We start from the raw sequence: 22,929 nt of genomic DNA on the forward strand, positions 1-22,929 counted from the left end.
GTGAAGAAAGGCGAACGAAAGCCATGACGACGGGCCTGATGATTGGCGAAGTCAGCCTCGGTGAAGACCACAGGACGGCGATCATCGCGCCCGTGCTCGGTTCAAGCGTGAGCGAACTGAGCGATCACGCGGCGCTGGCGCGAGAGGCACCCGTGGACATCCTCGAGGTGCGTCTCGATCACCTCCTAGGCGAGGCCGACGTTCCCCAGGCCCAGGCCGAGACCACCATTATGAACGCGCTCCGCGCTGTTCGCGCGACCGCTCCCTCGCATCCGCTGCTCGCGACGATCCGCACTGCGACTGAGGGTGGCACGTGGAGCGTTACCGACGACCTTTACGCCGAACTGCTCGGGGCAATCGCGAAATCCGGTCTCGCCGAGGCACTCGACGTCGAGATCGCGCGGCATCCCGCTGCCATCAGCTCCGTTCTCGAAGCTACCGAGGCCTCTGGCATTCCCGTTGTCTTCTCGCGTCACTACTTCGACTCCACTCCCCCGCGCGAGGCGATGCTCGCGATGCTCGAATACATGACGACCCTCGCACCCCCGCAGCGGGCCATCGCGAAACTCGCGGTGATGCCGCAATGTCCCGACGATGTCCTCGCCCTTCTCAGCGCGAGCCTCGACGCGAAGAGGCGCCTTGAGCACCCGCTCATCACGATAGCGATGGGGCATCTAGGCAGGGTAAGCCGGCTCGCAGGCGAAGTATTCGGATCCGACGCAAGCTTTGCCACCGTCGGAGCTCAATCCGCCCCGGGGCAGCTCAGCGCCAGCACCCTCGCGACCCTGCTTGATAGATAGCTTTTCTTTCCCGGGGCCCACTCCGATCAGCCGATTGAAGGGGCGCAGAGGAGAGTGAAAACTGGCTCGAGGGAAAGAAAAACACCCGAGTGCCTTCGAAATACACCCGGGTGCAAAAAGAATCAGTGTGGGAGAAACGGCGCAAGGCGCGCCAGGTCCCTACATGAATCGCTCAACCACGGCGATACCAATCGCCGAGCCAAGCCACACCACGCCCACGACGGTCGTAATGATGTTGAGGTTGCGCTCCGCAACGCCCGAAGAGCCCGCACCGGTCGAAATGCCGCCGCCGAACATGTCGGAGAGGCCACCGCCACGCCCCTTGTGCATGAGGATAAACATCATGAGCAAGAGGCTCGTGATCGCAAGAACCACAAAGAGAGCGATCTTGAGAATTTCCATGACCGGGAGATTCCTTCGGTTGACATAGGGGAAACGAGGTTAACAATACGCTACACGGCCCAGCCTAAGGCCGAGCCGCGTAGCGAGGTTCTCACTTCGTGAGGGAAATCAATCAGCGACGTTGTAGGTGGCGATCTTCGCGAACTCATCGGCCTTGAGCGATGCACCACCAACGAGTGCACCGTCAACGTCAGCCTGCTGCATGAGGTCAACAATCGAGGAGGACTTCACGGAGCCGCCGTAGAGCACGCGCACCGAATCGGCAACCTCGTCGCCGAACTTCGTACGGAGCAGATCGCGGATCTCGCAGCACACTTCCTGCGCGTCTTCGCTCGTCGCGACTTCGCCGGTGCCGATCGCCCACACGGGCTCGTAGGCAATGACGATCTTCTTGACGTCCTCGGCCGAGAGGCCTTCGATGCCACCTTCGACCTGAGCGAGGGTGTATTCGACGTGCTTACCGGCCTTGCGCTCCTCGAGCGGCTCGCCTACGCAGAGAATCGGCGAAAGATCGTTCGCGAGTGCAGCCTTGACCTTGGCATTGGTCACCTGCTCGGTCTCGCCGTGGTACTGCCGGCGCTCCGAGTGGCCAACAGCTGCGTAGGTTGCACCGAGAGCCTTGAGCATCGCGCCCGAGACTTCGCCCGTGTACGCGCCAGATTCGTGCTCGGAAATGTCCTGACCGCCGTACACAATCCCGGAACCCGAACCATCGAGAACAGTCTGAACAGTGCGGATGTCAACAAACGGAGGAAGAACAGCAACCTCGACGGCATCGGCCTTGTGGCCGGCCTCCTTGAGGTTCTCGACGAGGTCCTCAAGGAGCGCCTGGGCCTCGATGTAGGTGAGGTTCATCTTCCAGTTGCCTGCAATAAGCGGTGTGCGAGTCATGATCACTTCTCCTCAAGAATGGCGATACCCGGCAGCTCCTTGCCCTCGATAAGTTCGAGGCTCGCACCGCCACCGGTGGAAATGTGCGAGTAGCGCGCTTCGTCGAAGCCGAGGTTGCGGATCGCGGACGCGGAATCGCCGCCACCCACGACCGTGTAGCCCGGGCATTCGGCGAGCGCTTCGGCGATAGCTTTGGTGCCGTCTGCGTAGAGTTCAAACTCGAATACGCCCATGGGACCGTTCCAGAAGACCGTGCCGGCATCGCCGAGCTTCGAGGCGAACAGTTCGCGGGTCTTCGGGCCGATGTCGAGGCCTTCCATTTCGGCCGGGATTTCGTTCGAGGGCACGACGTCGGCGGGGCCGTCCGGCCCGAAGTTCTCGGACACGACGTTGTCGACCGGAAGGACAATCTCGACGCCCGATTCCTCGGCGCGCTTGAGGTAGCCCTTCACCGTCTCCACCTGGTCATCTTCAAGGAGCGACTTGCCTACCTCGTGGCCAAGGGCCTTCTGGAAGGTGTAGCTCATGCCGCCGCCGATCAGGAGGCGATCGGCTTTCCCGAGGAGGTTATCGATCACGCCGAGCTTGTCGGAAACCTTCGAGCCGCCGAGAATCACGACGAACGGGCGTGCCGGCTCATCGGTCACCTTGCGAAGCGACGCGACCTCCTTTTCGACGAGCGAGCCCGCCGCAGCCGGCAGGAGCTTAGCCACGTCGTACACGGACGCCTGCTTGCGGTGAACGACACCGAACCCGTCAGACACGAACACATCGGCGAGCGAAGCGAGTTCCTTCGCGAAGGCCTCGCGCTCTGCCTGGTCCTTGCTCGTTTCACCGGCGTTGAAGCGGACGTTTTCGAGAACGGCCACATCGCCGTCGCCGAGGCTTTCGACCGTCTGCTTGGCGCTCTCGCCAACGGTGTCCGTCGCAAACGCGACCGGCGCCCCGAGGAGCTCGCTCAGCCGATCCACGGCGGGCTTGAGGGAGAACTTGGGATCCGGCGCGCCCTTGGGACGGCCGAGGTGAGCGGTCACAATGACACGCGCGCCCTTCTCGCGAAGAGCGTTGATGGTCGGCAGCGAAGCACGAATACGGCCATCATCCGTGATGGTCGTGCCGTCGAGCGGAACGTTGAGATCGGCGCGTACGAGAACGCGCTTGCCGGCGAGATCGCCGAGTGAATCGATGGTCTTAAGCATGGGTCACATCCTCATAAAAAGGGCGGGGTGGCGATTGCGCACCCCGGTGGGGCCTTTCAGCCCCAGGTGGACGAAGGGCCCGCGCCCACAGCGCTGCCGTGACGCGGACCCTTCGTTGAGGTACTCAAGAGTGAGCGGAGGGGAGAATCAGAGCTTCTCGCCCATAAGGACGGTCAGGTCAACGAGGCGGTTCGAGTAACCCCACTCGTTGTCGTACCACGACACGACCTTGACCTGGTTGCCGATGACCTTGGTGCAGCCGGCATCGAAGATCGAGCTGTGCGGATCGGTCTCGATGTCCTTCGAGACGATCGGATCCTCGGTGTAGGCGAGAACACCCTTGAGCGGGCCCTCTGCAGCCTTCTTCACAGCAGCGTTGATCTCCTCGACGGAAACCTCGCGCTCAGCCTCGAAGGTGAGGTCGACGACCGAGCCGGTCGGCGTGGGAACGCGGAGCGCGTAACCGTCGAACTTGCCCTTGAGCTCGGGGAGCACGAGAGCAACCGCAGCAGCGGCGCCGGTCTTCGTGGGGATGATGTTGAGAGCTGCGGCGCGAGCACGGCGCAGGTCCTTGTGGGGCGCATCGAGGATGCGCTGGTCACCCGTGTACGCGTGCACCGTCGTCATGAGGCCCTTGACGATGCCAAATTCATCGTTGAGAACCTTTGCAAGCGGGGCGAGGCAGTTGGTCGTGCACGAGGCGTTCGAGACCACGTGATGGTTCTCAGCGTCGTAGTCGCCCTCGTTCACGCCAACGACGAAGGTTGCGTCAACGTTCTTGCCGGGAGCCGAGATGATGACCTTCTTGACGGTATCGCCGAGGTGGGCCTTGGCCTTCTCAGCATCGGTGAAGAGACCGGTCGACTCAACGACGACCTCAGCGCCAACCGACGCCCAATCGATAGCAGCCGGGTCCTTTTCCGAGAACACCTTGATCGACTTGCCGTCGATGGTGATCGAATCCTCGGTGGACTCAACCTCGCCGTCGAAGCGGCCGAGGATCGAGTCGTACTTCACGAGGTGCGAGAGGGTCTTGGTGTCGGTGAGGTCGTTGACAGCAACGATCTCGATGTCGGCGCCCTGCTCGAATGCAGCGCGCGCGAAGTTACGGCCGATACGACCGAATCCGTTAATACCAACCTTTACGGTCACAGTTCCTCCTTGGTGCACGGCGGCGTTTCCGCCGTGTGGGACTGGGCTTCGCGCACCTCCTTGTACGCATGGATCCCGCGTGTGCGGGTTGGCTCGATTCTATCAACATTGTGATGCGAGGCTCATAGGAACCTGGAGAGCCACAAGCGGCACAGCACGCTTTTTTATTCCGCATCTAACATTTCGGGACCAAGGTTTGCCTCGGTTCCAGGAATGCCGCGTTCCTCGGCAGTTTTATCAGCGAGGGCGAGAAGCCGACGGATCCTCCCTGCCACGGCGTCCTTGGTCATGGGTGGATCGGCGAGTTGGCCGAGTTCCTCGAGACTTGCTTGACGGTGTTCGAGGCGGAGAAGACCTGCGGCACGCAAGTGATCGGGAATGTCGTCGCCGAGAATTTCGATCGCCCTTTCGACGCGGGCGCCTGCGGCAACGGCGGCACGCGCCGACCGGCGCAGATTTGCATCGTCAAAATTGGCGAGGCGGTTTGCGGTCGCCCGTACTTCCCGCTTTGAGCGCTTGTCGTTCCAGAGCGCCGCAGTTTTTTCGGCCCCCATGAGCGCGAGCATGTGGCCGATTGCTTCGCCGTCGCGAATCACCACGCGGTCTGTCCCGCGTACTTCTTTCGATTTCGCTTGGATGCCGAGCCTCCGGGCCGATCCCACCATCGCGAGTGCGACTTCGGAGCCGGGGCACGTGAGTTCAAGCGCGGCACTTCGGCCTGGTTCGGTGAGACTTCCGTGAGCGAGGAAAGCTCCTCGCCATGCAGCAGCCTGATCCTCTGTGCTCCCGCCAACGACGAGCGGCGGCAGACCTCGTACGGGCCTCGACCGCGCATCGAGAAGGCCGGTTTGTTTCGCGAAGATCGCGCCATCGGAGAGCACGCGCACGATGTAGCGCGTCGAGCGCCGGATCCCCGACGCAGCGAGGACGGTGACTTCGCTCGGGTGCCCGTAGAGATCGGCGACGAAGGTCTTGAGTCGGCGGGCACTCGCCGACTGGTCGAGTTCGGCCTCAATCGACACCCGGCCACCCACGAGGTGGAGGCCTCCCGCGAAGCGCAAAAGGGTCGCCACTTCGGCTTTACGTGCGCTTACGCGAGTCACGTCGAGGTGGGAAAGCTCCTCCTTGACATCGGCAGTCAGGGCCATTTCAGTCCTTCCATGGGTGGGTGAAAACGCCATTAAACACGTCGCGATACGCGGTGGCGAGTCGAAGCGGATCGTGAGTGGGGGTTCCGTCACCCGTGGATACCGTGCGCATGAGAACGTCTATTCCACGGTCGTGGGCGGCGGCAACGAGGGCCTTTCCGCCGTCGCGTTCGACGGAAGGATCGGCTACGAGCGCATTGAATCTGAGCTCAGGGGCTGCGTCACACACGATGGCGAGCAGATCAGTGCTCGTGAGGCCGACGGTTTCCGAGCGCCCCGCGGCAAGGTTCATCGTCAGCACTTTGCGTGCGTTCGTGTGCGTAATGGCGTCACGAAGTTCAGCGATCTTCACGTGTGGGAGGACGGAGGTGTACCAGCTACCGGGACCGATCACGAGCCATTCGGCCTCGTCGATCGAGTCGAGCACCTCGCGTGCGATCTGAGGTTCGGGCGGAATGATGCGCAGGTCCTCGACATGGCCGGTGGTGGCGGCGACATTCGCCTGGCCGCGGATCGTGCGAAGTTCTTCGCCCGGGAAAGATACGAGCGCCTCGATATCGAGGGGCTCGAGCGCCATCGGAAGAACACGACCGGAAGTACCAAGAAGCTCCCCGACGTAGTCGAGTGCGGCGATGGGATCGTCGAGTAGCTGCCAGAGGGCGACGATGAGAAGGTTTCCGAGCGAGTGGCCATTGATCTCACCATCCGAGGTGAAGCGATGCTGCACGACATCGCGCCACGTCACTCCCCACTCCGAGTCCTCGCACAGGGCCGACAGCGCCATGCGGAGGTCGCCGGGTGGGAGGATCGGGAGCTCGGCGCGCAGCCGGCCCGAGGAACCTCCGTTGTCGGCGACGGTCACCACCGCGGTGAGATCCCGCGTGAGGTGGCGCAGCGCGTTAAGACTCGCTGATAGGCCGTGACCGCCGCCAAAGGCCACCACTTTGGGCCCCCGCGTGCGCGAACGCAGGGGCGTGGGCATGAGGGAGGACGTACGCCTCGGGACGTTGGCGTTCACGGCGCTTTACTCTCTGCCGAGATCGCGGTGGCGCACGCGCACCGGGTAGCCAAGCTTCCGAAGTTCATCGCCGATGATCTCCGCGACCGCAACGGAGCGGTGCTTCCCTCCCGTACAACCAATGGCGACGGCGGCGAATTGCTTGTTTTCCTCGCGGTAGCCGCGCAGCACGGGAATCAACATCTCGACGTAGCGACTGATGAATTCCTTCGCGTTCGCTTGCTCCAAAACGTAGTCGGCAACCTCGCTATCGATGCCGCGCTTGTCGCGAAGCTCCGGCACCCAGTATGGGTTCGGAAGGAATCGCACGTCGGCAACGTAGTCCGATTCGATGGGAATACCGTATTTAAAGCCGAAGCTCATGACGTTGACAGTCACGGTGTGGTCGTCCCCTTTGCCGAACTCCTTGCGCATGCGCATCGAGAGCTGGTGGACGTTCAGCGGCGAGGTGTCGATGACGATATCGGCCATCCGTCGCAGCGGGGCAAGCTGCTCGCGTTCACGGCGGATCCCTTCGAGCACGCCCTCCTCGCCCTGGAGCGGGTGGGGGCGGCGAACCGAGTCGAACCGGCGCACGAGCGTGTTCTGATCGGCACTGAGGAACACGAGGCGCGTGCGCACTTCCTGCTTCCGGAGGTCCTGGATAACTTCGGGAAGGTCATTGAAGAAGGGGCCGGAACGAGGGTCTGTAACGACGGCGAAGCGATTGGCGCGGCCGACGGCCTGAGACTGAAGGTCGAACAGGGTGCGGATCAGTTGCGGCGCGATGTTGTACACGACGTACCAGCCCATGTCTTCGAGAGCATGGGCGGCAGTCTCTCTGCCTGCACCCGCAAGCCCCGTGATGATCACAATTTCCGGGGCAATACCGCTCTGGTCCGACGGCTGCTCTGTCTCACCGTTGCCCAGCTCTTGCTTGTTCTCACTCAAGAATCTCTCCCGTCGTCATGTTCACCGCGGGGGCCCGCTCTTCGGATTGTAGTGCGGCGTGGATATTCGCCGCGAGTGCAGGGCCAATTCCAGGGACGCCTTCGAGGTCCTCGACTCGCGCCTTGCGAATCGCGTCGACGGTCGTGAAACGGTCGAGGAGCGCACGTCGCCGACTGGGCCCCAGGCCGGGGATCTCATCGAGCACGCTTTCGTGCATCGAGCGGCCTCGTTTGGAGCGGTGAAACGTGATGGCAAAGCGGTGTGCTTCGTCGCGCAGGCGCTGGATGAGAAAGAGCGCTTCGGATGTGCGCGGGAGAATGAGCGGGTAGTCCTCATCGGGCAGCCACACTTCCTCGAGACGCTTAGCGATGCCGATCAGGGCAATATCGGTGACACCCAGTTCATCCATGACGCGTTTGGCGGCATTGACCTGAGGTAAGCCACCGTCAACGATGATGAGGTTCGGTGGGTAAGCGAATCGAGTCGCGGACGGATCAACCACGTCACCGTTTGCCCGGGCTTCCTTCTGCTCGAGGTGGTGGCGAAGCCGCCGACGCAGCACGTCCTGCATGCTCGCCGTGTCGTCACGCGCTGCGTCCCCGGAGATCGAGAAACGGCGATACTCGCTCTTGCGTGGGAGACCGTCTTCGAACACGACCATCGAGCCGACGACGTTTGTGCCCTGCGAATGCGAGATATCGAAGCATTCGATGCGAAGCGGCGCGTCTTCCATATCGAGCGCTTCGCCGAGATCTTCGAGCGCTTTGGAACGGGAGGTGAGGTCGCCTGTCCGGCGCAGTTTCCCGAGTCGCATGGCTTCCTTCGCATTTGCGCTTACCGTCTCAAGAAGCGCTTTCTTTTCACCCCGCCGAGGCACCCGTATATCGATGCTTTGACGGTCAAGGAGCGCGCGAATCTCATCGGGACGGGACGGCATGTGTGTCACGAGAATCTCGTGCGGTGCGCGCGTATCGGTCCCCTCGTAGAGCTGCGTGAGTGCCCGTTCCATGAGCTCAGCCGGGCTTGAATCATCCAAGAGCTCGGCAACCCACCCTCGTTGGCCCCGGATGCGCCCGCCTCTCACGTGAAAGACCTGCACGCTTGCCTCGAGCTCGTCGAGTTCGAGAGCGACGAGATCGGCATCGGTCGCGTCTGCAAGCACCACCGAGTTCTTTTCCATGACCTTTTCGAGCGCGGCAAGATCGTCGCGATACCGGGCTGCGGCCTCGTAGTCCAGCGCGGCGGCAGCTTCCTTCATTTTGGTACGCCGTTCGCGAACAAAAGCCCCGGTATTGCCGTCCATAAACGCCACGAGGTTTTCGGCGAGTGCCCGGTGCTCCTCGATACTCACGTTGCCTACGCACGGCGCGGCGCATTTGCCAATGAAGCCGAGCAGGCACGGCCTGCCCGAGCGTTCCGCCCGGTTGTACACGCCCTGGGTACACGTGCGCACGGGAAAGACTCGCAACAGAAGGTCGAGAGTTTCGCGAATGGCCCACACGTGTGCGTACGGTCCAAAGGAACGATCCGTTTTGTGGCGCTCTTTGCGCGTGATCATCGCGCGCGGCACCTGATTACCCATCGTCACGACGAGGAACGGGTACGACTTGTCATCGCGGAACTTCACGTTGAAGCGCGGGTCAAATTCCTTGATCCAGGTGTATTCGAGCGTGAGTGCCTCGACATCGCTCGTGACGACCGTCCACTGCACCTGGCTTGCGGTGGTCACCATTTTCTGGGTGCGCGGGTGGAGGTTCGCGAGATCCTGAAAATAGTTGCCGAGCCTTTGGCGAAGATTCTTCGCCTTCCCCACGTAGATGACCCTCGAATCGGGGTCGAGGAACCGGTAGACGCCAGGATCCGTCGGAATAGACCCCGGCGCCGGCCGGTACGTCGCCGGATCCGCCATTACAGGAGCTCCCGCAGGAACTGCCCCGTAAACGACTCGTCGACCTTCGCGACGTCTTCGGGCGTGCCGGTCGCGATCACACGGCCGCCCCCGCTGCCGCCCTCCGGACCGAGGTCGATGAGGTAGTCAGCGCTCTTAATAACGTCGAGATTGTGCTCGATCACGACGACCGAGTTGCCCTTGTCCACGAGTCCCTGAAGCACCGAAAGGAGCTTCTTGATGTCCTCGAAGTGCAAGCCGGTCGTCGGCTCGTCCAGCACGTAAATCGTCCGACCCTTCGAGCGCTTGTGCAGTTCGGCAGCGAGCTTCACACGCTGCGCTTCGCCGCCCGAGAGCGTCGTCGCGGACTGCCCGAGCCGCACATACCCGAGGCCAACCTCGACGAGCGTCGACAACTGGCGGTGGATGGCGGGAACCGCCTCGAAAAACTCGACGGCCTCCGAGATCGGCATGTCGAGCACCTCGGCCACGTTCTTGCCTTTGAAGCGCACCTGGAGTGTTTCTGAGTTGTAGCGCGCGCCATGGCACACCTCGCACTTCACGTACACGTCCGGAAGGAAGTTCATCTCGATCTTGATCGTTCCGTCACCGGCGCAGTTCTCGCATCGCCCGCCCTTGACGTTGAACGAGAAGCGTCCGGCCTTGTAACCGCGCACCTTCGCCTCGCTCGTTTGAGCAAAGAGGGTACGAATGCGATCCCAAACCCCCGTATACGTGGCCGGATTCGAGCGCGGCGTACGGCCGATCGGGGACTGGTCGACGTGGACGACCTTGTCGAGGTGCTCGAGGCCTTCGACACGCGTATGCCGGCCGGGGACGACGCGAGCGCGGTTGAGGTTCTTTGCGAGCACCCGGTAAAGAATGCCGTTGACGAGGGTCGACTTACCCGATCCGGACACTCCTGTCACGGCTGTGAAAAGGCCGAGCGGCACCGTCACATTCACGCCCTGAAGGTTGTTTTCGCGCGCATTCACGACCTTCAACACACGACCGGGGTCCACCTTCCGGCGCTCTTTCGGTACATCGATCGTGCGCTCACCACTCAGGTACTGCCCGGTGATAGAGCGGGACTCCTCGAGGAGCCCCTCGTACGCGCCCGAATACACAACCTCGCCGCCGTATTCACCGGCGTTGGGGCCGATATCGACGATCCAGTCGGCCGTGCGGAGCGTGTCCTCATCGTGCTCGACAACGATGAGGGTATTGCCGAGGTCGCGAAGCCGAACGAGGGTGTGGATGAGCCTCTGGTTATCGCGCTGGTGGAGCCCGATCGATGGCTCATCGAGCACATACAAAACTCCCACGAGGCCCGAGCCAATCTGAGTCGCGAGGCGGATGCGCTGCGCCTCTCCCCCGGACAGGGTTCCGGCGGCACGCGAGAGGTTGAGGTAGTTCAGTCCCACGTCGACGAGGAAGCCGAGCCGTGCGTGGATTTCGCGGAGAATCTCGTCGGCAATCACGAGGTCGCGCGAGGAGAACTCGACGCCCTCGAGGAAGGCCTTCGCCTCGCCAATCGGAAGATCCGAGAACTCGGCGATCGACTTTCCACCGATGGTGATGGACAGGACTTCGGGGCGAAGCCTGCGACCCTGGCACGCGGGGCACGGCGCGTGCCGCATGAACTGCTCGTAGCGTTCGCGGGCCCAATCGGATTCGGTGTCCTCGTGACGGCGCTTGAGGTAGTACATGACTCCCTCAAAGCCTGTCGAATAGCGGCGCTCGCGCCCGAACCGGTTGCGGTAGCGCACGTGCACTTTGAAATTGTGTCCGTTGAGAAGAGCGTCCTTGGCGTCGTCCGGGAGATCCTTCCACGGCGTGTCCATCGAGAAACCAAGCTCGCTCGCAAGGGCACTCATCACCTGCTGGTGGTGGTCGGCGCTGCCGAGGGTCCACGGCGCAATCGCCCCTTCCGCGAGCGTCGCCGATTCGTCAGGGATCACGAGGTCCGGGTCGATTTCAAGTCTCGTCCCGATACCCGCACATTCGGGACACGCGCCGTAGGGGGCGTTGAAGGAGAACGACCGCGGCTCGATTTCTTCGAGCTCGAGCGGGTGCTCGTTGGGGCACGCGCGCTTCTCAGAAAATCGGCGCGTGCGCTCGGGCGAGCCCTCCGGTTCATCCACGAAGTCAGCGATGACAACGCCGTCTGCAAGCCGCGTCGCGGTTTCCACCGAGTCCGTTAGTCGCGTGCGCGACCCGCTCTTCACCGCAAGGCGATCAACGATGACCTCGATCGTGTGCTTCTTCGTTTTCGCGAGCGAGATGTCTTCTGACAGACGCATCACCTCGCCGTCGATGCGTGCACGGGAGAAGCCCTGTGATTGAAGGGAGCTCAAAAGGTCGGTGTGTTCGCCTTTGCGGCCCTTGATGACGGGGGCAAGAAGCTGGAAGCGCGTGCCTTCGGGATAGGCAAGAAGTGCATCGACCATTTGTTCTGCGCTCTGAGAAGAAATCTCAGCCCCGCACGTCGGACAGTGCTGCACGCCCGTGCGCGCGTAGAGCAAACGCAGGTAGTCATGGATTTCCGTGATCGTGCCCACGGTCGAGCGCGGGTTGCGGTTCGTCGACTTCTGGTCGATCGACACGGCGGGCGAAAGCCCCTCGATGAACTCGACTTTCGGCTTGTCCATCTGACCGAGGAACTGCCGCGCGTAGCTTGAGAGGGACTCGACGTATCGGCGCTGCCCCTCGGCAAAAATCGTATCGAAGGCAAGAGAGGACTTTCCCGAGCCGGAAAGCCCAGAAAACACCACGAGCGTATTGCGGGGGATCTCGAGGTCGACGTTCTTGAGGTTGTGTTCGCGCGCACCGCGCACAATCAATGCATCAGTCACCTGGACAATTCTAGGAGCCGCTTCTGAAAAGCGAAGGTGCTCGCCGTAGCATGGTGAGCATGAGCACCCTCAAGAATCAGTACACGGGCAGCGTCACGAGCGGCGGGGAAAGCGACGTGCGAACCCTCGGCTCGCTCGTCATTCGCAAAGCCTCCGTCGGCCCCCTCGATAACAATGCGTACCTTCTCACGTGCAGGGTCTCGGGCGCCCAGCTCCTGATCGACGCCGCGGCCGATGCCCCGCGTCTCATGCGCCTCATCAGGGAGGGCTCCCCCACTTCCCGCCTCGACTCGATCCTCACGACTCACTCGCACCACGATCACGTTGGCGCGCTCGCGCAGGTGCGCGCTGCGACCCAGGCAAAAACTTTCGCGGGCGCCAAGGACGCCCCGGAGATCCCGACGCCGACGGATGTTCCGCTGAAGAACGGCGACACCATCAGAGTCGGCGTGAACGATCTCGAGATCGTCGCACTTCGCGGCCACACTCCCGGTTCGGTAGCCGCCATCTACTGGGGGCAGGCCGACGGCACCCACGTTTTTACCGGCGACTCCCTTTTTCCCGGCGGCGTGGGCGCCACGCGGGGGGATTCTGAGCGCTTTACCTCGCTGCTCAACGATGTCGAAGAGCGCCTTTTCGACGTGTTGCCTGACGAAACGTGGGTGTATCCGGGGCATGGCGAGGACACCACGATTGGTGCCGAGCGCCCGCATCTTGCCGAGTGGCGCGAGCGCGGCTGGTGAGTCGCCTCCCTAGTTGGCGCTGCCGGTCAGTTTGAACCTACCGGTGATGCTCGCCGAGTCGAGTTGGTTCGCAAAGATCGCGAAACGAACCTGGGCCTGCGTAGCTCCCTCGGGAATCTCGAGTTTCTCGACTGAGAGTGCGTGAACGGTGTGGATGTAGCGGTGCACGCGCCCTTCGGGTGGGCATGGTCCGCCGTAGCCTGAAAAGCCGTAGTCGTTCGCCCATTCACGGGCCGCCTCGGGCAGGCTCTCCCCCTCGGCAAGACCTGCCATGCTTGCGGGGATATCGAAGGCGATCCAGTGCCAGAAGCCGGAGCCTGTAGGAGCATCCGGGTCGAAAACGGTGAGAGCGAACGAACGTGTCCCCTCGGGGGCGTCAGTCCACGAGAGGTCGGGGTGGAGATTGTCGCCACCCGCGGCGTGCTCAGCAAAACGCACGGGAATTGTCTCGCCCTCGCCAAAAGCTTGAGTGGTAATACGCATGGGTCTCCTTGCATACGGTCGATGTGTGGGAGCCGAGCGGCGCTGCACGGAGTAATCCGGACATCGTACTCGGTTATGCGTTCATTGCCACCTAAGCTCCCGTGAACTGACGAAGTTCCTTCTTGAGTTCCGTCACCTCGTCGCGGATGCGCGCCGCAACTTCAAACTGGAGATTCTCCGCGGCCTGGTGCATATTCGCGGTGAGTTCCTCAATCATCTCGCGCAGCGCCTTTTCGGGGTTATCCCCCAGTTCAAGTGCACGATTGCCGGTCGTGCCACCTCGCTCGGGCGAGCTAGAGCCCTTCGTGCGTTCCTTGCCCTTGCGATAGTCGGTCGCAAGCAGCGTCTCGGTGTCGATATCCTCGCGCGCAAGCATGTCTGTGACATCGGCGATTTTCTTGCGTAGCGGCTGCGGATCGATACCGTTTTCCTTGTTGTACGCGATTTGGATCTCACGGCGACGGTTGGTCTCATCGATGGCTTCGCGCATCGAATCGGTGATCGAATCGGCATACATGTGCACTTGGCCAGAGACGTTACGGGCTGCACGCCCGATGGTCTGGATAAGCGAGGTACGCGAGCGGAGAAATCCTTCCTTGTCGGCATCGAGGATGGCCACGAGGGAAACCTCGGGAAGGTCGAGGCCCTCACGCAGGAGGTTGATACCGACGAGGACGTCGAATTCGCCCTGACGCAGTTCGCGCAGCAGTTCAACGCGCCGAAGAGTGTCGACATCGGAATGCAGGTATTGGACGCGCACGCCGTTCTCGAGGAGGTAGTCCGTGAGGTCCTCCGCCATGCGTTTGGTCAGCGTCGTCACGAGTACGCGCTCGTTCTTCTCGACGCGTTTTTCGATCTCGGCGCGAAGATCGTCGATTTGCCCGCGCACGGGTTTGACGATCACTTCGGGATCAACGAGACCGGTGGGGCGGATGATCTGCTCGACATAACCGTTGGCGCGTTCCAGTTCGTACTCGGCGGGCGTCGCCGAGAGGTAAACGGTCTGCCCGGTGCGCTCAATAAACTCGTCGAAGCGCAGCGGCCGGTTATCGAGTGCCGACGGCAACCTGAAACCAAAGTCAACGAGCGTGCGCTTTCGCGAGCGATCCCCCTCGAACATCGCACCGATCTGAGGCACAGTCACGTGTGACTCGTCGATGATGAGCACGAAATCTTCGGGGAAATAGTCGAGCAGGGTATTCGGGGGCGTTCCGGGGCCGCGGCCGTCAAAATGGCGGGAATAGTTTTCAACGCCATTCGTCGTTCCGGTTTGGCGCAGCATCTCGATGTCGTGAGTCGTGCGCATGCGAAGGCGCTGTGCCTCGAGCAACTTGTTTTCACCCTCGAGTTCCTCGAGGCGTTCGGCAAGTTCGGCTTCGATATCCTTGATAGCGCGCTGAAGCCGCTCGGGGCCGGCGACGTAGTGGGAGGCGGGGAAGATGTGCATCTGCTCTTCCTCGCGGATCACTTCGCCGGTCACGGGGTGCAGAGTGTAGAGCGCGTCGATCTCGTCACCGAAAAATTCAATACGGATCGCGAGTTCTTCGTACATGGGGATGATCTCGACGGTATCGCCGCGCACACGGAACGTCCCGCGCACAAACGCGACGTCGTTGCGGTCGTACTGCATGTCGATGAATTTGCGAAGGAGAGCATCGCGCTCGATCTCCTCGCCGACGCTTAGGCGCACCATACGATCCACGTACTCTTGCGGCGTACCGAGACCGTAAATGCAGCTCACTGAACTCACGACGACCACGTCTCGGCGAGTCAGAAGAGAGTTCGTGGCGCTGTGGCGCAGCCGCTCAACTTCGGCATTGATCGAGGAGTCCTTCTCGATGTAGGTATCCGATTGTGGAACGTACGCCTCTGGCTGGTAGTAGTCGTAGTAGCTCACGAAATACTCGACCGCGTTATTCGGAAGAAGCTCGCGAAACTCGCTCGCGAGCTGAGCGGCGAGCGTCTTGTTGTGCGCCATGACGAGAGTGGGGCGTTGGAGCTTTTCGATCAGCCACGCCGCGGTCGCGCTCTTACCCGTTCCTGTCGCCCCGAGGAGAACAACATCCTGTTCTCCTGCGTTGATGCGCGCTGCGAGTTCCTCAATGGCCTTCGGCTGATCGCCCGCAGGCTTGTATTCGGAAACAACTTCGAAGGGCTTGACTGCACGGGTCAGTTCGGTAACGGGACGCATGCCTTAACCCTAGCCCTCGCCCCTAGTCGGCGGCATGGAGTCGATCGTCGATGATGTCGCACGCCTTGGCGAGGGCGGCGTCGGCGCGTTCGTCAAGATGTTCGGGTGCCCCCGCATTGTCGATGAACACGTCTGCCCTCGCGCGTCGCTCCTCATCGCTGACCTGCGCTCGGATCACACCTTCGACGTACTCACGGGACTTGCCGCGCTCGCGGACGACTCGGTCAATGCGCTCATGCTCGGGGGTCAAAACAGCGACAATGGCACGGTAGTGGCGGTCGTGCTCCAGCTCGAGAAGCAGGGGTGAGTCGTGGATGACGAGAACGCGCGTGCCGTCAGCCGCGCGTGAGGCGATAGCCGCCTCGAGCCGGCCGACTTCCGCCCACAAATGGCGGTGCACAATCCGTTCGAGATCGGCACGTGAAGAAGGGTCATCGAAGACGAGTTCGGCAAGTGCCGCACGGTTGATCGTCCCGGTCTCAGGGTCGCGGTAGCTCTCGCCGAAACGTGCGATGGCCTCCTCAAGGCCTTCGCCGGGCTGGTCGAGGACGGCTCGAGAGAGCGCGTCGAGATCAATCACGTGGTGGCCTTTTCGAGCCCATATTTTTCCGACGGTGGACTTGCCCGAACCGATTCCCCCCGTAAGCCCGATACGGAGCACTCCGGTCGGGGCATCGGGGACGGAAACGTGCGTCATGTGAGTTCACTCCTATCCGCGAGAGAGTTGAGCAACAACGTGCTTCTGGCCGTCGGGCCTGCTCCAATAGATTAGTGGAGTGAACACCACGCCCGATCACTTTCTACTCACGAATCAGCTGCTTATCGCGATCGACCTCATCGGCGTGTTTGTCATGGGCATCGTCGGCGGCTCCCTCGCTCGCCGCCTTCAATTCGATGCGGTGGGATACGCCGTGCTCGGCGTCATCTCGGGCCTCGGCGGCGGCATCATTCGCGACCTCATCCTCAACTACGGCATCCCCGCGGCCTTCGCCAACCCCCTCTACCTCACCGTCGGCCTTGCCGGATCGGCGATCGCCTACATCGTCTCCTCCGAGGGCCCCATGTGGCGCCACACCACGACCGTTCTCGACTGTATTGCGCTCGGTCTTTGGGCAGCCATCGGCACAGCGAAATCTATGCTCGTGGGCCTCTCCCCTCTTCCCGCGGTCATGCTCGGCGTCACGACCGGTGTCGGCGGCGGCGTCATTCGTGACATGGCGGTGGGGCGTATCCCCGTGGTGTTTGGTGGCGGTCCGCTCTACGCGACCGCTGCTCTCCTCACCTCGGTGCTCACATGGCTCGTCTACTACTTCGACCTGCCTGCCTGGACCGTGCTTATCGCCGCCTCTTGCGGCACTCTCCTCGCGATCTTCGCGCAGTGGAAGCAGTGGAAGCTGCCTACCAATGCTCCCGATCTCGCGGTCACGATGAGCCCAAGCCAGCTTCGCGCCTTCGCCCGCCGTGTACGCAAGGCTGAAAGGCGCCGCGTAGCGATCGAGACCGGTGCGATCCCCGTCGTCAACATCGACAACGACGACCTCGCGCGGGACATCCTCGAAAATCCACCGGAAGTAGAACCGTAACCCCTACCGGAGCTGCTTACGCGGTGATGGCGGCGTAGCTTTCCTCGAGAAGCGCTTCGCTCGGCCCCTCAAGGCGGATCGGCGCGCCGACTGCATCGAGGATGACGAAACGTAGCAGCGCCCCTCGCGCTTTCTTGTCGCGCGCCATCGCTTCGCGCAATGCTCCCCACTGACCGTCCCGGTAGCGCGTGGGCAGCGCAAGCGATTCGAGAACATTCCGGTGGCGGGCGAGCAGAGCGCTACTCAGATGGCCGGCCCGGTGGGAAAGCTCGGCGGCAAACACCATCCCGACGGCGACGGCGTCGCCGTGTCGCCACGTGTACTTTTCATGGCGTTCGATCGCGTGAGCGAGGGTATGACCGTAATTGAGAATCTCGCGGCGTCCCTTTTCAGTGAGATCCTCGCTCACGACCTCAGCTTTCACCGTGATCGACCTGGTGAGGATTTCGGCAAACTCACTTGAGCGGGTATCGCGGACCCGGTCCAGTCCGCTTTCAATGATGTCGAGAATGCTGGGATCGGCAATAAATCCAGCCTTCACGACCTCCGCGAGGCCCGCGGAGACATCGTGCGCTGGCAGCTCTTCAAGCGCGTCGAGGTCCGCAATCACTGCACGGGGAGCATGAAATGCCCCCACAAGGTTCTTCCCCTCCGCAGTGTTGATGCCGGTCTTGCCACCAACCGCCGCATCAACCATTCCCGCAACCGTCGTCGGCACGTGAATGACGTCGATGCCGCGAAGCCAGGTTGCGGCAGCGAAGCCTGCGAGGTCCGTCGCTGCGCCGCCTCCCATCCCAATGATCAGGTCGCTTCGCGTGAAGTCGCGTGAGCCGAGCACGCGCCACAGCTCGCTCAGCGTGTCGATCCCCTTGGCCTGCTCGGCGTCGGGGATGGCGACGGTAAGAGCCTCGCGACCGTCGGACTCGAGCGCCGCGGCAAGCCTGCGGGCCCGCTGTGCGACGGGAGCTTGGTGGACGATGAGAACGCGGAGCACTCGCTCGGGGATCGCGGTGAGGAGAGTGCGTTCAAGCCCCCTGCCCACCGTCACGTCGTAGGAGCTCGATCCCCGACCGACGGTGATGCAAGTCGGCATCGCTGTGTCGAAACCTGTCACGTCGTGTCCCCTTTAGTCGAGAGTAGTGGTGGGCTGCGGTGACGTCAGTTCGCGCGCGAGCGTGGCCGCGAGCTCATCCGGTGAAGCTTCACAAGTGTTGAGTGCCCATACCGCGACCTGGGCGAACAGTGGTTCTCGCTCCTTACTGACCTGAATCCACCGCGCGTGCGGGTCATCACCTGCGAGTACGGGCCTTCCCATGCCCGAACCAATACGTTCACGCGCATGATCAGCGTCGAGAAAAAGACGCACGACGAGCCTATCGCGCAGACGTTCGCGAGTGGCGGGTGATGTCACCGCCCCACCCCCGAGGGCAAGGATTCCCTCATGCTCCGCTAGAAGGCGCGCAATGACTCTCTCTTCGAGCGCCCGAAAGTACTGCTCACCCTCGGAGGCGAAAATCTCCGGAATCGAGCGAGCAGCCTCGCGCTCGATCTCGCGATCGGAATCGACGAAGGCGAGCCCCAGCCGGTTGGCAACACGTGTGCCAACCGTCGTTTTTCCCGAACCCATAGGCCCGACGAGTACGAGCCGCGGTCCCCCTTCATGCAGTTCGGGAGTGCGTAGGCGTGCAAGCTTCGGGAGCGCCTGTTCTCGTTCGCTCACCGATCAGCACCATCTGCACGCGCCACGGCACACTCGCGCACGCTCGACACACGAGGGGCGATTTCGGCCACGCTGTCTCCCCCGACCTTTTCGAGGAGAGCGTCGGCGAGAGTGATCGCGACCATCGCTTGAGCGATCACGGCCGCCGGCGCCACTGCACACACGTCAGAGCGCTGATGGTTCGCGGTCGCTTCCTCACCGGTGGCCGTGTCGATCGTTCGCAGCGCCCGCGGCACTGTCGAAATCGGCTTGAGGGCACCACGAACGGCAATGAGTTCGGCGTTCGAGATTCCGCCTTCGGTGCCCCCCGCGCGATTCGACGCGCGGCGCGTGCCAGCCGGGCCCTCTCCCTCGCCAAGAATCTCATCATGGGCGAGACTTCCACGGCGGCCCGCATTCGCGAACCCCTCACCGATTTCCACGCCCTTCATCGCCTGGATACTCATGATTGCCTGGGCGAGGCGAGCATCAAGACGACGGTTCCATTGCGTGTGAGAGCCGAGCCCGGCCGGAACGTTATAGGCGAGCACTTCGACGACGCCGCCCAGAGTGTCGCCGTCCTTTTTCGCCGCATCGACCTCGTCGACCATGGCCTTAGAGGCGTCGGCATCAAAACAGCGCAAAGGGTCCGCATCGAGGGCCGAGGCATCGGCGGGAGTAGGCAGCGCGCTACCTTCGGGCACGCGCGCTTGCCCCACCTGCAACGTATGTGCCACGAGCGTAACGCCCGCAGCCTGTTCAAGGAGTGCCTCACACAACGCGCCGATCACCACGCGCGCAGCGGTTTCCCGAGCGCTCGCACGCTCGAGAACGTTTCGAGCATCCTCATGGCCGTACTTGGCCATGCCTGCAAGATCAGCGTGGCCCGGGCGCGGCCTCGTGAGGGGCTTATTGCGCGCAATCTCGCGTTCATCGCCCGTACCCGCATCGATCAAGAGATCCTCGCGCGAGACGGGATCGGCGCTCATGACCTTTTCCCACTTCGGCCACTCCGTGTTTCGAATTTCCACGGCGATCGGTGAACCTAGAGTTCGACCGTGCCGCACGCCAGAAAGAATGCGAACCTCGTCCTGCTCAAACTTCTGCCGTGCTCCGCGGCCGTAACCGAGCCGGCGCCGGGCAAGCGCATCCCGCAACGCTTCGTGCGTAATCTCGACTCCCGCGGGGAAACCGTCGATCATTGCCACGAGCGAGGGTCCGTGTGACTCCCCCGCGGTCATCCAATTCAGCACAGGTGGCCTTTCGCTTAGGAGGTAAGGCGCAGGGCATGTGCCCGTTGCCGATGCCATTCAGGTTAAAGGCGAAAGCGCCCCTCGCAAAACGAGGAGCGCTTTCGTGAGATCGCTAGGCGATCACGTCAATCAGTTGTTGCCCGTGAGCTTCTCGCGAAGAGCCGCAAGTGCCTCATCGGAAGCGAGGGTGCCCTCGTCGCTCGAGGAGGACTGGAACGAGGTTGGTGCGGCCTCGCTCGCTGCCGGCGCCGCAGCCTGAGCTTCGGCGTCAGCCTTCGCAGCCTCAGCGACCTGGGCCTTGTGCTGGGTCCAGCGCTCGTACGCACGGGCGTAGTCCGCTTCCCAGGCCTCGCGCTGAGCCTCGTAGCCCTCGAGCCACTCGTTGGTCTCGGGATCGAAGCCCTCGGGGTACTTGTATTCGCCGTTTTCGTCGTACTCAGCGGCCATACCGTAGAGAGCCGGATCGAACGTCGAGTCGTCGCCCTCGGGGTCGACACCCTCGTTCGCCTGCTTGAGGGACAGCGAGATGCGACGGCGCTCGAGATCGATGTCGATGACCTTGACAAAGACTTCCTGGTCGACGCTCACAACCTGCTCGGGCAGGTCAACGTGGCGCTGGGCAAGCTCGGAAATGTGCACGAGGCCCTCGATGCCGTCCTCGACGCGCACGAACGCACCGAACGGAACGAGCTTCGTGACCTTGCCCGGCACGACCTGGCCGATGGCGTGGGTGCGGGCGAAGAGCTGCCACGGGTCTTCCTGAGTGGCCTTGAGCGAAAGCGACACGCGCTCGCGATCCATCTCGACCGAGAGGACCTCGACCTTGACGGGCTGACCAACCTCGACAACCTCGCTCGGGTGGTCGATGTGCTTCCAGGAGAGCTCGGAAACGTGGACGAGGCCGTCGACACCGCCGAGGTCCACGAACGCACCGAAGTTGACGATCGAGGAGACGTGGCCCTCGCGAACCTGGCCCTTCTGGAGGGTCTGGAGGAAGTCGGTGCGAACCGAAGCCTGGGTCTCTTCGAGGTAGGCGCGGCGCGAGAGCACGACGTTGTTGCGGTTCTTGTCGAGCTCGATGATCTTCGCTTCGAGCTCCTGGCCGATGTACGGCTGAAGGTCGCGCACGCGGCGCATCTCGACGAGCGAAGCGGGGAGGAAGCCGCGAAGGCCGATGTCAACGATGAGGCCGCCCTTGACAACCTCGATGACGGTGCCGGTGACGACACCTTCGTTTTCCTTGATGTCCTCGATCGAGCCCCATGCGCGCTCGTACTGCGCACGCTTCTTCGAGAGGATCAGGCGGCCTTCCTTGTCCTCCTTCTGGAGAACGAGCGCCTCGACCTCGTCGCCGACCTCGACGACCTCATCGGGGTCGACATCGTGCTTGATCGAGAGTTCGCGGGAAGGGATGACGCCTTCGGTCTTGTAGCCGATGTCAAGAAGAACCTCGTCCCGGTCAACCTTGACGACGGTGCCCTCGACGATGTCGCCATCGTTGAAGTACTTGATGGTCGAATCGATAGCGGCGAGAAGTTCCTCTTCGCTACCGATATCGTTGATGGCGATCTGAGGTGCGTTGTTCGTGGTCATGTAGTAAATGGCTCCGTCGGGACAGGTAGTAGTTGGTACAGAAACACGTGTGAGCGAAGCGCACACACCTGGTCTAGCCTATCGGTCATTGCATCCACGGGTCAACGAAAAGAGCATCGAAAACCCCGCTCTCGACGCCGAGGTGACCAATCCAACAGTTGCCCGTTAGTCCGAGCGGAGAGCCTAGACCGGCCGCGCTGCGCATTCATTCACCTCAAAATGACCAGTCAAGCCCCCTCATTTCAGCGGAAGTGGATCGATGCGGGAGGTAACCTTCGACCACTCCATGACAGGTGATACGCTCCTTTGGCGGAGGGCCCCTAATTGGAGACCCAGTAGACCCCGTTACCTTGGCGCAACATGGCCCACTTTCCACCGAGGCTCCCCCCAGTATTCGAAAAACCCTCACAGAGGAGTAAAATCGTGACCGTCAGAAAGCTATCGAGATCGCTTTGGTCGTTACTCATCACCCTTACACTTGCGTTCGCAGGCGTCAGCTTTACGGGAGCAGCAAACGCCATTCCGGGCGAGACTGGCGATATTTACCGAGCCTACGCGGAGGACTCACCCTCCACCGAAAACACGAACATCTACGTACACCCGGATGGTGACGATTCCAACCCCATCGTTGGCTACTGCTTTAACATCCACAAGCAGTGGCCCACCGAAAGCAAGTCGTACATGGCGAACAAGACGTTCTATCTTCATAAAGACGTCTCGGGCGTGGCGTCCTTTGCTGACGCTCCACGCAAGATCGGGCCATCTGGAGAACGGCTGTCACCAGAGTCCTTTGACCAAGCTGTATTGAAGGTAATCCTCAACGGATACCCCAACAATTCCGATTTGCAAAGAAAGTATGAGCTATCGGATGACGAATACCGCATGATCACACAGGATGCTTTTCACTATTATTCGGATAACGTGAATGCTTCCAGGAGAATTTCCCAAAATGATACCTACCTGAAGGTGTTCAATATCCTTGTAGGTAAGGCTGAAGACAACGCCATTAAGCCAGTTCCGGAAAATGCGGTCATCAACGTCCTGGAGTATGACCCTGACGGCAAATTTGACTTTCAGAATCTCATCACCGTTGATTTTCGT

20 protein-coding genes are annotated in these 22,929 nt (G+C 61.9%); 4 read left to right on the forward strand and 16 right to left on the reverse strand.

Annotated elements, in window-relative coordinates:
• The first annotated feature begins 23 nt into the window (after positions 1-23).
• Positions 24-800: a type I 3-dehydroquinate dehydratase gene (aroD, locus tag DEHOM01_RS06155; RefSeq protein ID WP_061211970.1), complete on the forward strand. Its 777-nt coding sequence runs from the start codon at positions 24-26 to the stop codon at positions 798-800.
• A gap of 159 nt (positions 801-959) precedes the next feature.
• Here aroD and secG read toward each other — a convergent pair whose 3' ends face one another.
• The 9 genes from secG to uvrA all read right to left on the reverse strand — a co-directional run bounded on the left by secG (position 960) and on the right by uvrA (position 12,283).
• A complete protein-coding gene (secG, locus tag DEHOM01_RS06160) occupies positions 960-1,202 on the reverse strand; it encodes a preprotein translocase subunit SecG (protein WP_061211971.1) in 243 nt (80 codons plus the stop codon).
• A 108-nt stretch (positions 1,203-1,310) separates the two neighbouring features.
• Positions 1,311-2,093, reverse strand: a complete 783-nt coding sequence (tpiA, locus tag DEHOM01_RS06165; RefSeq protein WP_082738757.1) for a triose-phosphate isomerase — start codon at positions 2,091-2,093, stop codon at positions 1,311-1,313.
• Positions 2,094-2,095: 2 nt separating this feature from the next.
• Complete coding sequence (locus tag DEHOM01_RS06170; RefSeq protein WP_061211972.1) at positions 2,096-3,292, reverse strand: phosphoglycerate kinase; 1,197 nt, start codon at positions 3,290-3,292, stop codon at positions 2,096-2,098.
• A 147-nt stretch (positions 3,293-3,439) separates the two neighbouring features.
• Positions 3,440-4,444: a type I glyceraldehyde-3-phosphate dehydrogenase gene (gap, locus tag DEHOM01_RS06175; protein ID WP_061211973.1), complete on the reverse strand. Its 1,005-nt coding sequence runs from the start codon at positions 4,442-4,444 to the stop codon at positions 3,440-3,442.
• A 164-nt stretch (positions 4,445-4,608) separates the two neighbouring features.
• Positions 4,609-5,592 (reverse strand): DNA-binding protein WhiA, encoded by a 984-nt coding sequence (whiA, locus tag DEHOM01_RS06180; protein WP_061211974.1) that lies wholly within the window; start codon positions 5,590-5,592, stop codon positions 4,609-4,611.
• A 1-nt stretch (position 5,593) separates the two neighbouring features.
• Positions 5,594-6,610 (reverse strand): gluconeogenesis factor YvcK family protein, encoded by a 1,017-nt coding sequence (locus tag DEHOM01_RS06185; RefSeq protein WP_082738752.1) that lies wholly within the window; start codon positions 6,608-6,610, stop codon positions 5,594-5,596.
• 6 nt (positions 6,611-6,616) lie between these two features.
• Positions 6,617-7,519 (reverse strand): RNase adapter RapZ, encoded by a 903-nt coding sequence (gene rapZ / locus DEHOM01_RS06190; protein WP_174519432.1) that lies wholly within the window; start codon positions 7,517-7,519, stop codon positions 6,617-6,619.
• A gap of 13 nt (positions 7,520-7,532) precedes the next feature.
• On the reverse strand, positions 7,533-9,449 hold the full coding sequence (uvrC, locus tag DEHOM01_RS06195; protein ID WP_061211976.1) for an excinuclease ABC subunit UvrC: 1,917 nt from the start codon (positions 9,447-9,449) through the stop codon (positions 7,533-7,535).
• Positions 9,449-12,283: an excinuclease ABC subunit UvrA gene (gene uvrA, locus DEHOM01_RS06200; protein WP_061211977.1), complete on the reverse strand. Its 2,835-nt coding sequence runs from the start codon at positions 12,281-12,283 to the stop codon at positions 9,449-9,451. The genes uvrC and uvrA overlap by 1 nt, the downstream gene beginning before the upstream one ends.
• Positions 12,284-12,333: 50 nt before the next feature.
• On the opposite strand from uvrA, the gene DEHOM01_RS06205 reads away from it, so the two are divergent.
• Positions 12,334-13,026, forward strand: coding sequence for an MBL fold metallo-hydrolase (locus DEHOM01_RS06205; RefSeq protein ID WP_016664615.1), 693 nt, complete (start codon positions 12,334-12,336; stop codon positions 13,024-13,026).
• 9 nt (positions 13,027-13,035) lie between these two features.
• Here the strand turns inward: DEHOM01_RS06205 and DEHOM01_RS06210 are convergent, their stop codons facing one another.
• The 3 genes from DEHOM01_RS06210 to coaE form a co-directional block, all read right to left on the reverse strand.
• The gene (locus DEHOM01_RS06210) at positions 13,036-13,509 is read right to left on the reverse strand and encodes a YbhB/YbcL family Raf kinase inhibitor-like protein (protein ID WP_061211978.1); all 474 of its coding nucleotides are present in this window, start codon (positions 13,507-13,509) and stop codon (positions 13,036-13,038) included.
• Between the two features lie 91 nt (positions 13,510-13,600).
• On the reverse strand, positions 13,601-15,700 hold the full coding sequence (uvrB, locus tag DEHOM01_RS06215; protein WP_061211979.1) for an excinuclease ABC subunit UvrB: 2,100 nt from the start codon (positions 15,698-15,700) through the stop codon (positions 13,601-13,603).
• A 22-nt stretch (positions 15,701-15,722) separates the two neighbouring features.
• Positions 15,723-16,397: a dephospho-CoA kinase gene (coaE, locus tag DEHOM01_RS06220; RefSeq protein ID WP_061211980.1), complete on the reverse strand. Its 675-nt coding sequence runs from the start codon at positions 16,395-16,397 to the stop codon at positions 15,723-15,725.
• Positions 16,398-16,476: 79 nt separating this feature from the next.
• On the opposite strand from coaE, the gene DEHOM01_RS06225 reads away from it, so the two are divergent.
• Positions 16,477-17,283 (forward strand): trimeric intracellular cation channel family protein, encoded by an 807-nt coding sequence (locus DEHOM01_RS06225; protein WP_061211981.1) that lies wholly within the window; start codon positions 16,477-16,479, stop codon positions 17,281-17,283.
• Between the two features lie 16 nt (positions 17,284-17,299).
• Here the strand turns inward: DEHOM01_RS06225 and aroB are convergent, their stop codons facing one another.
• The 4 genes from aroB to rpsA form a co-directional block, all read right to left on the reverse strand.
• Complete coding sequence (aroB, locus tag DEHOM01_RS06230) at positions 17,300-18,397, reverse strand: 3-dehydroquinate synthase (RefSeq protein ID WP_082738753.1); 1,098 nt, start codon at positions 18,395-18,397, stop codon at positions 17,300-17,302.
• A gap of 12 nt (positions 18,398-18,409) precedes the next feature.
• Positions 18,410-19,003, reverse strand: a complete 594-nt coding sequence (locus DEHOM01_RS06235) for a shikimate kinase (RefSeq protein WP_061211982.1) — start codon at positions 19,001-19,003, stop codon at positions 18,410-18,412.
• Positions 19,000-20,235 (reverse strand): chorismate synthase, encoded by a 1,236-nt coding sequence (gene aroC, locus DEHOM01_RS06240; protein WP_061211983.1) that lies wholly within the window; start codon positions 20,233-20,235, stop codon positions 19,000-19,002. Before aroC ends, DEHOM01_RS06235 begins: the two co-directional genes overlap by 4 nt.
• 129 nt (positions 20,236-20,364) lie before the next feature.
• Positions 20,365-21,828 carry a 30S ribosomal protein S1 gene (gene rpsA, locus DEHOM01_RS06245; protein WP_061211984.1) on the reverse strand — a complete coding sequence of 488 codons (1,464 nt, stop codon included), beginning with the start codon at positions 21,826-21,828 and terminating at the stop codon, positions 20,365-20,367.
• 423 nt (positions 21,829-22,251) lie between these two features.
• Here rpsA and DEHOM01_RS06250 point away from each other — a divergent pair.
• A partial coding sequence (locus DEHOM01_RS06250; RefSeq protein ID WP_167346653.1) for a thioester-forming surface-anchored protein occupies positions 22,252-22,929 on the forward strand: 678 nt, incomplete at its 3' end.

This window comes from Dermabacter hominis NBRC 106157 (genome assembly GCF_001570785.1).
Taxonomy (GTDB): domain Bacteria; phylum Actinomycetota; class Actinomycetes; order Actinomycetales; family Dermabacteraceae; genus Dermabacter; species Dermabacter hominis.

What these genes read in the sequence shown, in the direction of transcription:
- aroD (WP_061211970.1), top strand. Translation starts at nt 24, where the DNA reads ATGACGACGGGCCTGATGATTGGCGAAGTCAGCCTCGGTGAAGACCAC.
- secG (WP_061211971.1), bottom strand. Translation starts at nt 1,202, where the DNA reads ATGGAAATTCTCAAGATCGCTCTCTTTGTGGTTCTTGCGATCACGAGC.
- tpiA (WP_082738757.1), bottom strand. Translation starts at nt 2,093, where the DNA reads ATGACTCGCACACCGCTTATTGCAGGCAACTGGAAGATGAACCTCACC.
- DEHOM01_RS06170 (WP_061211972.1), bottom strand. Translation starts at nt 3,292, where the DNA reads ATGCTTAAGACCATCGATTCACTCGGCGATCTCGCCGGCAAGCGCGTT.
- whiA (WP_061211974.1), bottom strand. Translation starts at nt 5,592, where the DNA reads ATGGCCCTGACTGCCGATGTCAAGGAGGAGCTTTCCCACCTCGACGTG.
- uvrC (WP_061211976.1), bottom strand. Translation starts at nt 9,449, where the DNA reads ATGGCGGATCCGGCGACGTACCGGCCGGCGCCGGGGTCTATTCCGACG.
- DEHOM01_RS06205 (WP_016664615.1), top strand. Translation starts at nt 12,334, where the DNA reads ATGGTGAGCATGAGCACCCTCAAGAATCAGTACACGGGCAGCGTCACG.
- DEHOM01_RS06210 (WP_061211978.1), bottom strand. Translation starts at nt 13,509, where the DNA reads ATGCGTATTACCACTCAAGCTTTTGGCGAGGGCGAGACAATTCCCGTG.
- uvrB (WP_061211979.1), bottom strand. Translation starts at nt 15,700, where the DNA reads ATGCGTCCCGTTACCGAACTGACCCGTGCAGTCAAGCCCTTCGAAGTT.
- coaE (WP_061211980.1), bottom strand. Translation starts at nt 16,397, where the DNA reads ATGACGCACGTTTCCGTCCCCGATGCCCCGACCGGAGTGCTCCGTATC.
- rpsA (WP_061211984.1), bottom strand. Translation starts at nt 21,828, where the DNA reads ATGACCACGAACAACGCACCTCAGATCGCCATCAACGATATCGGTAGC.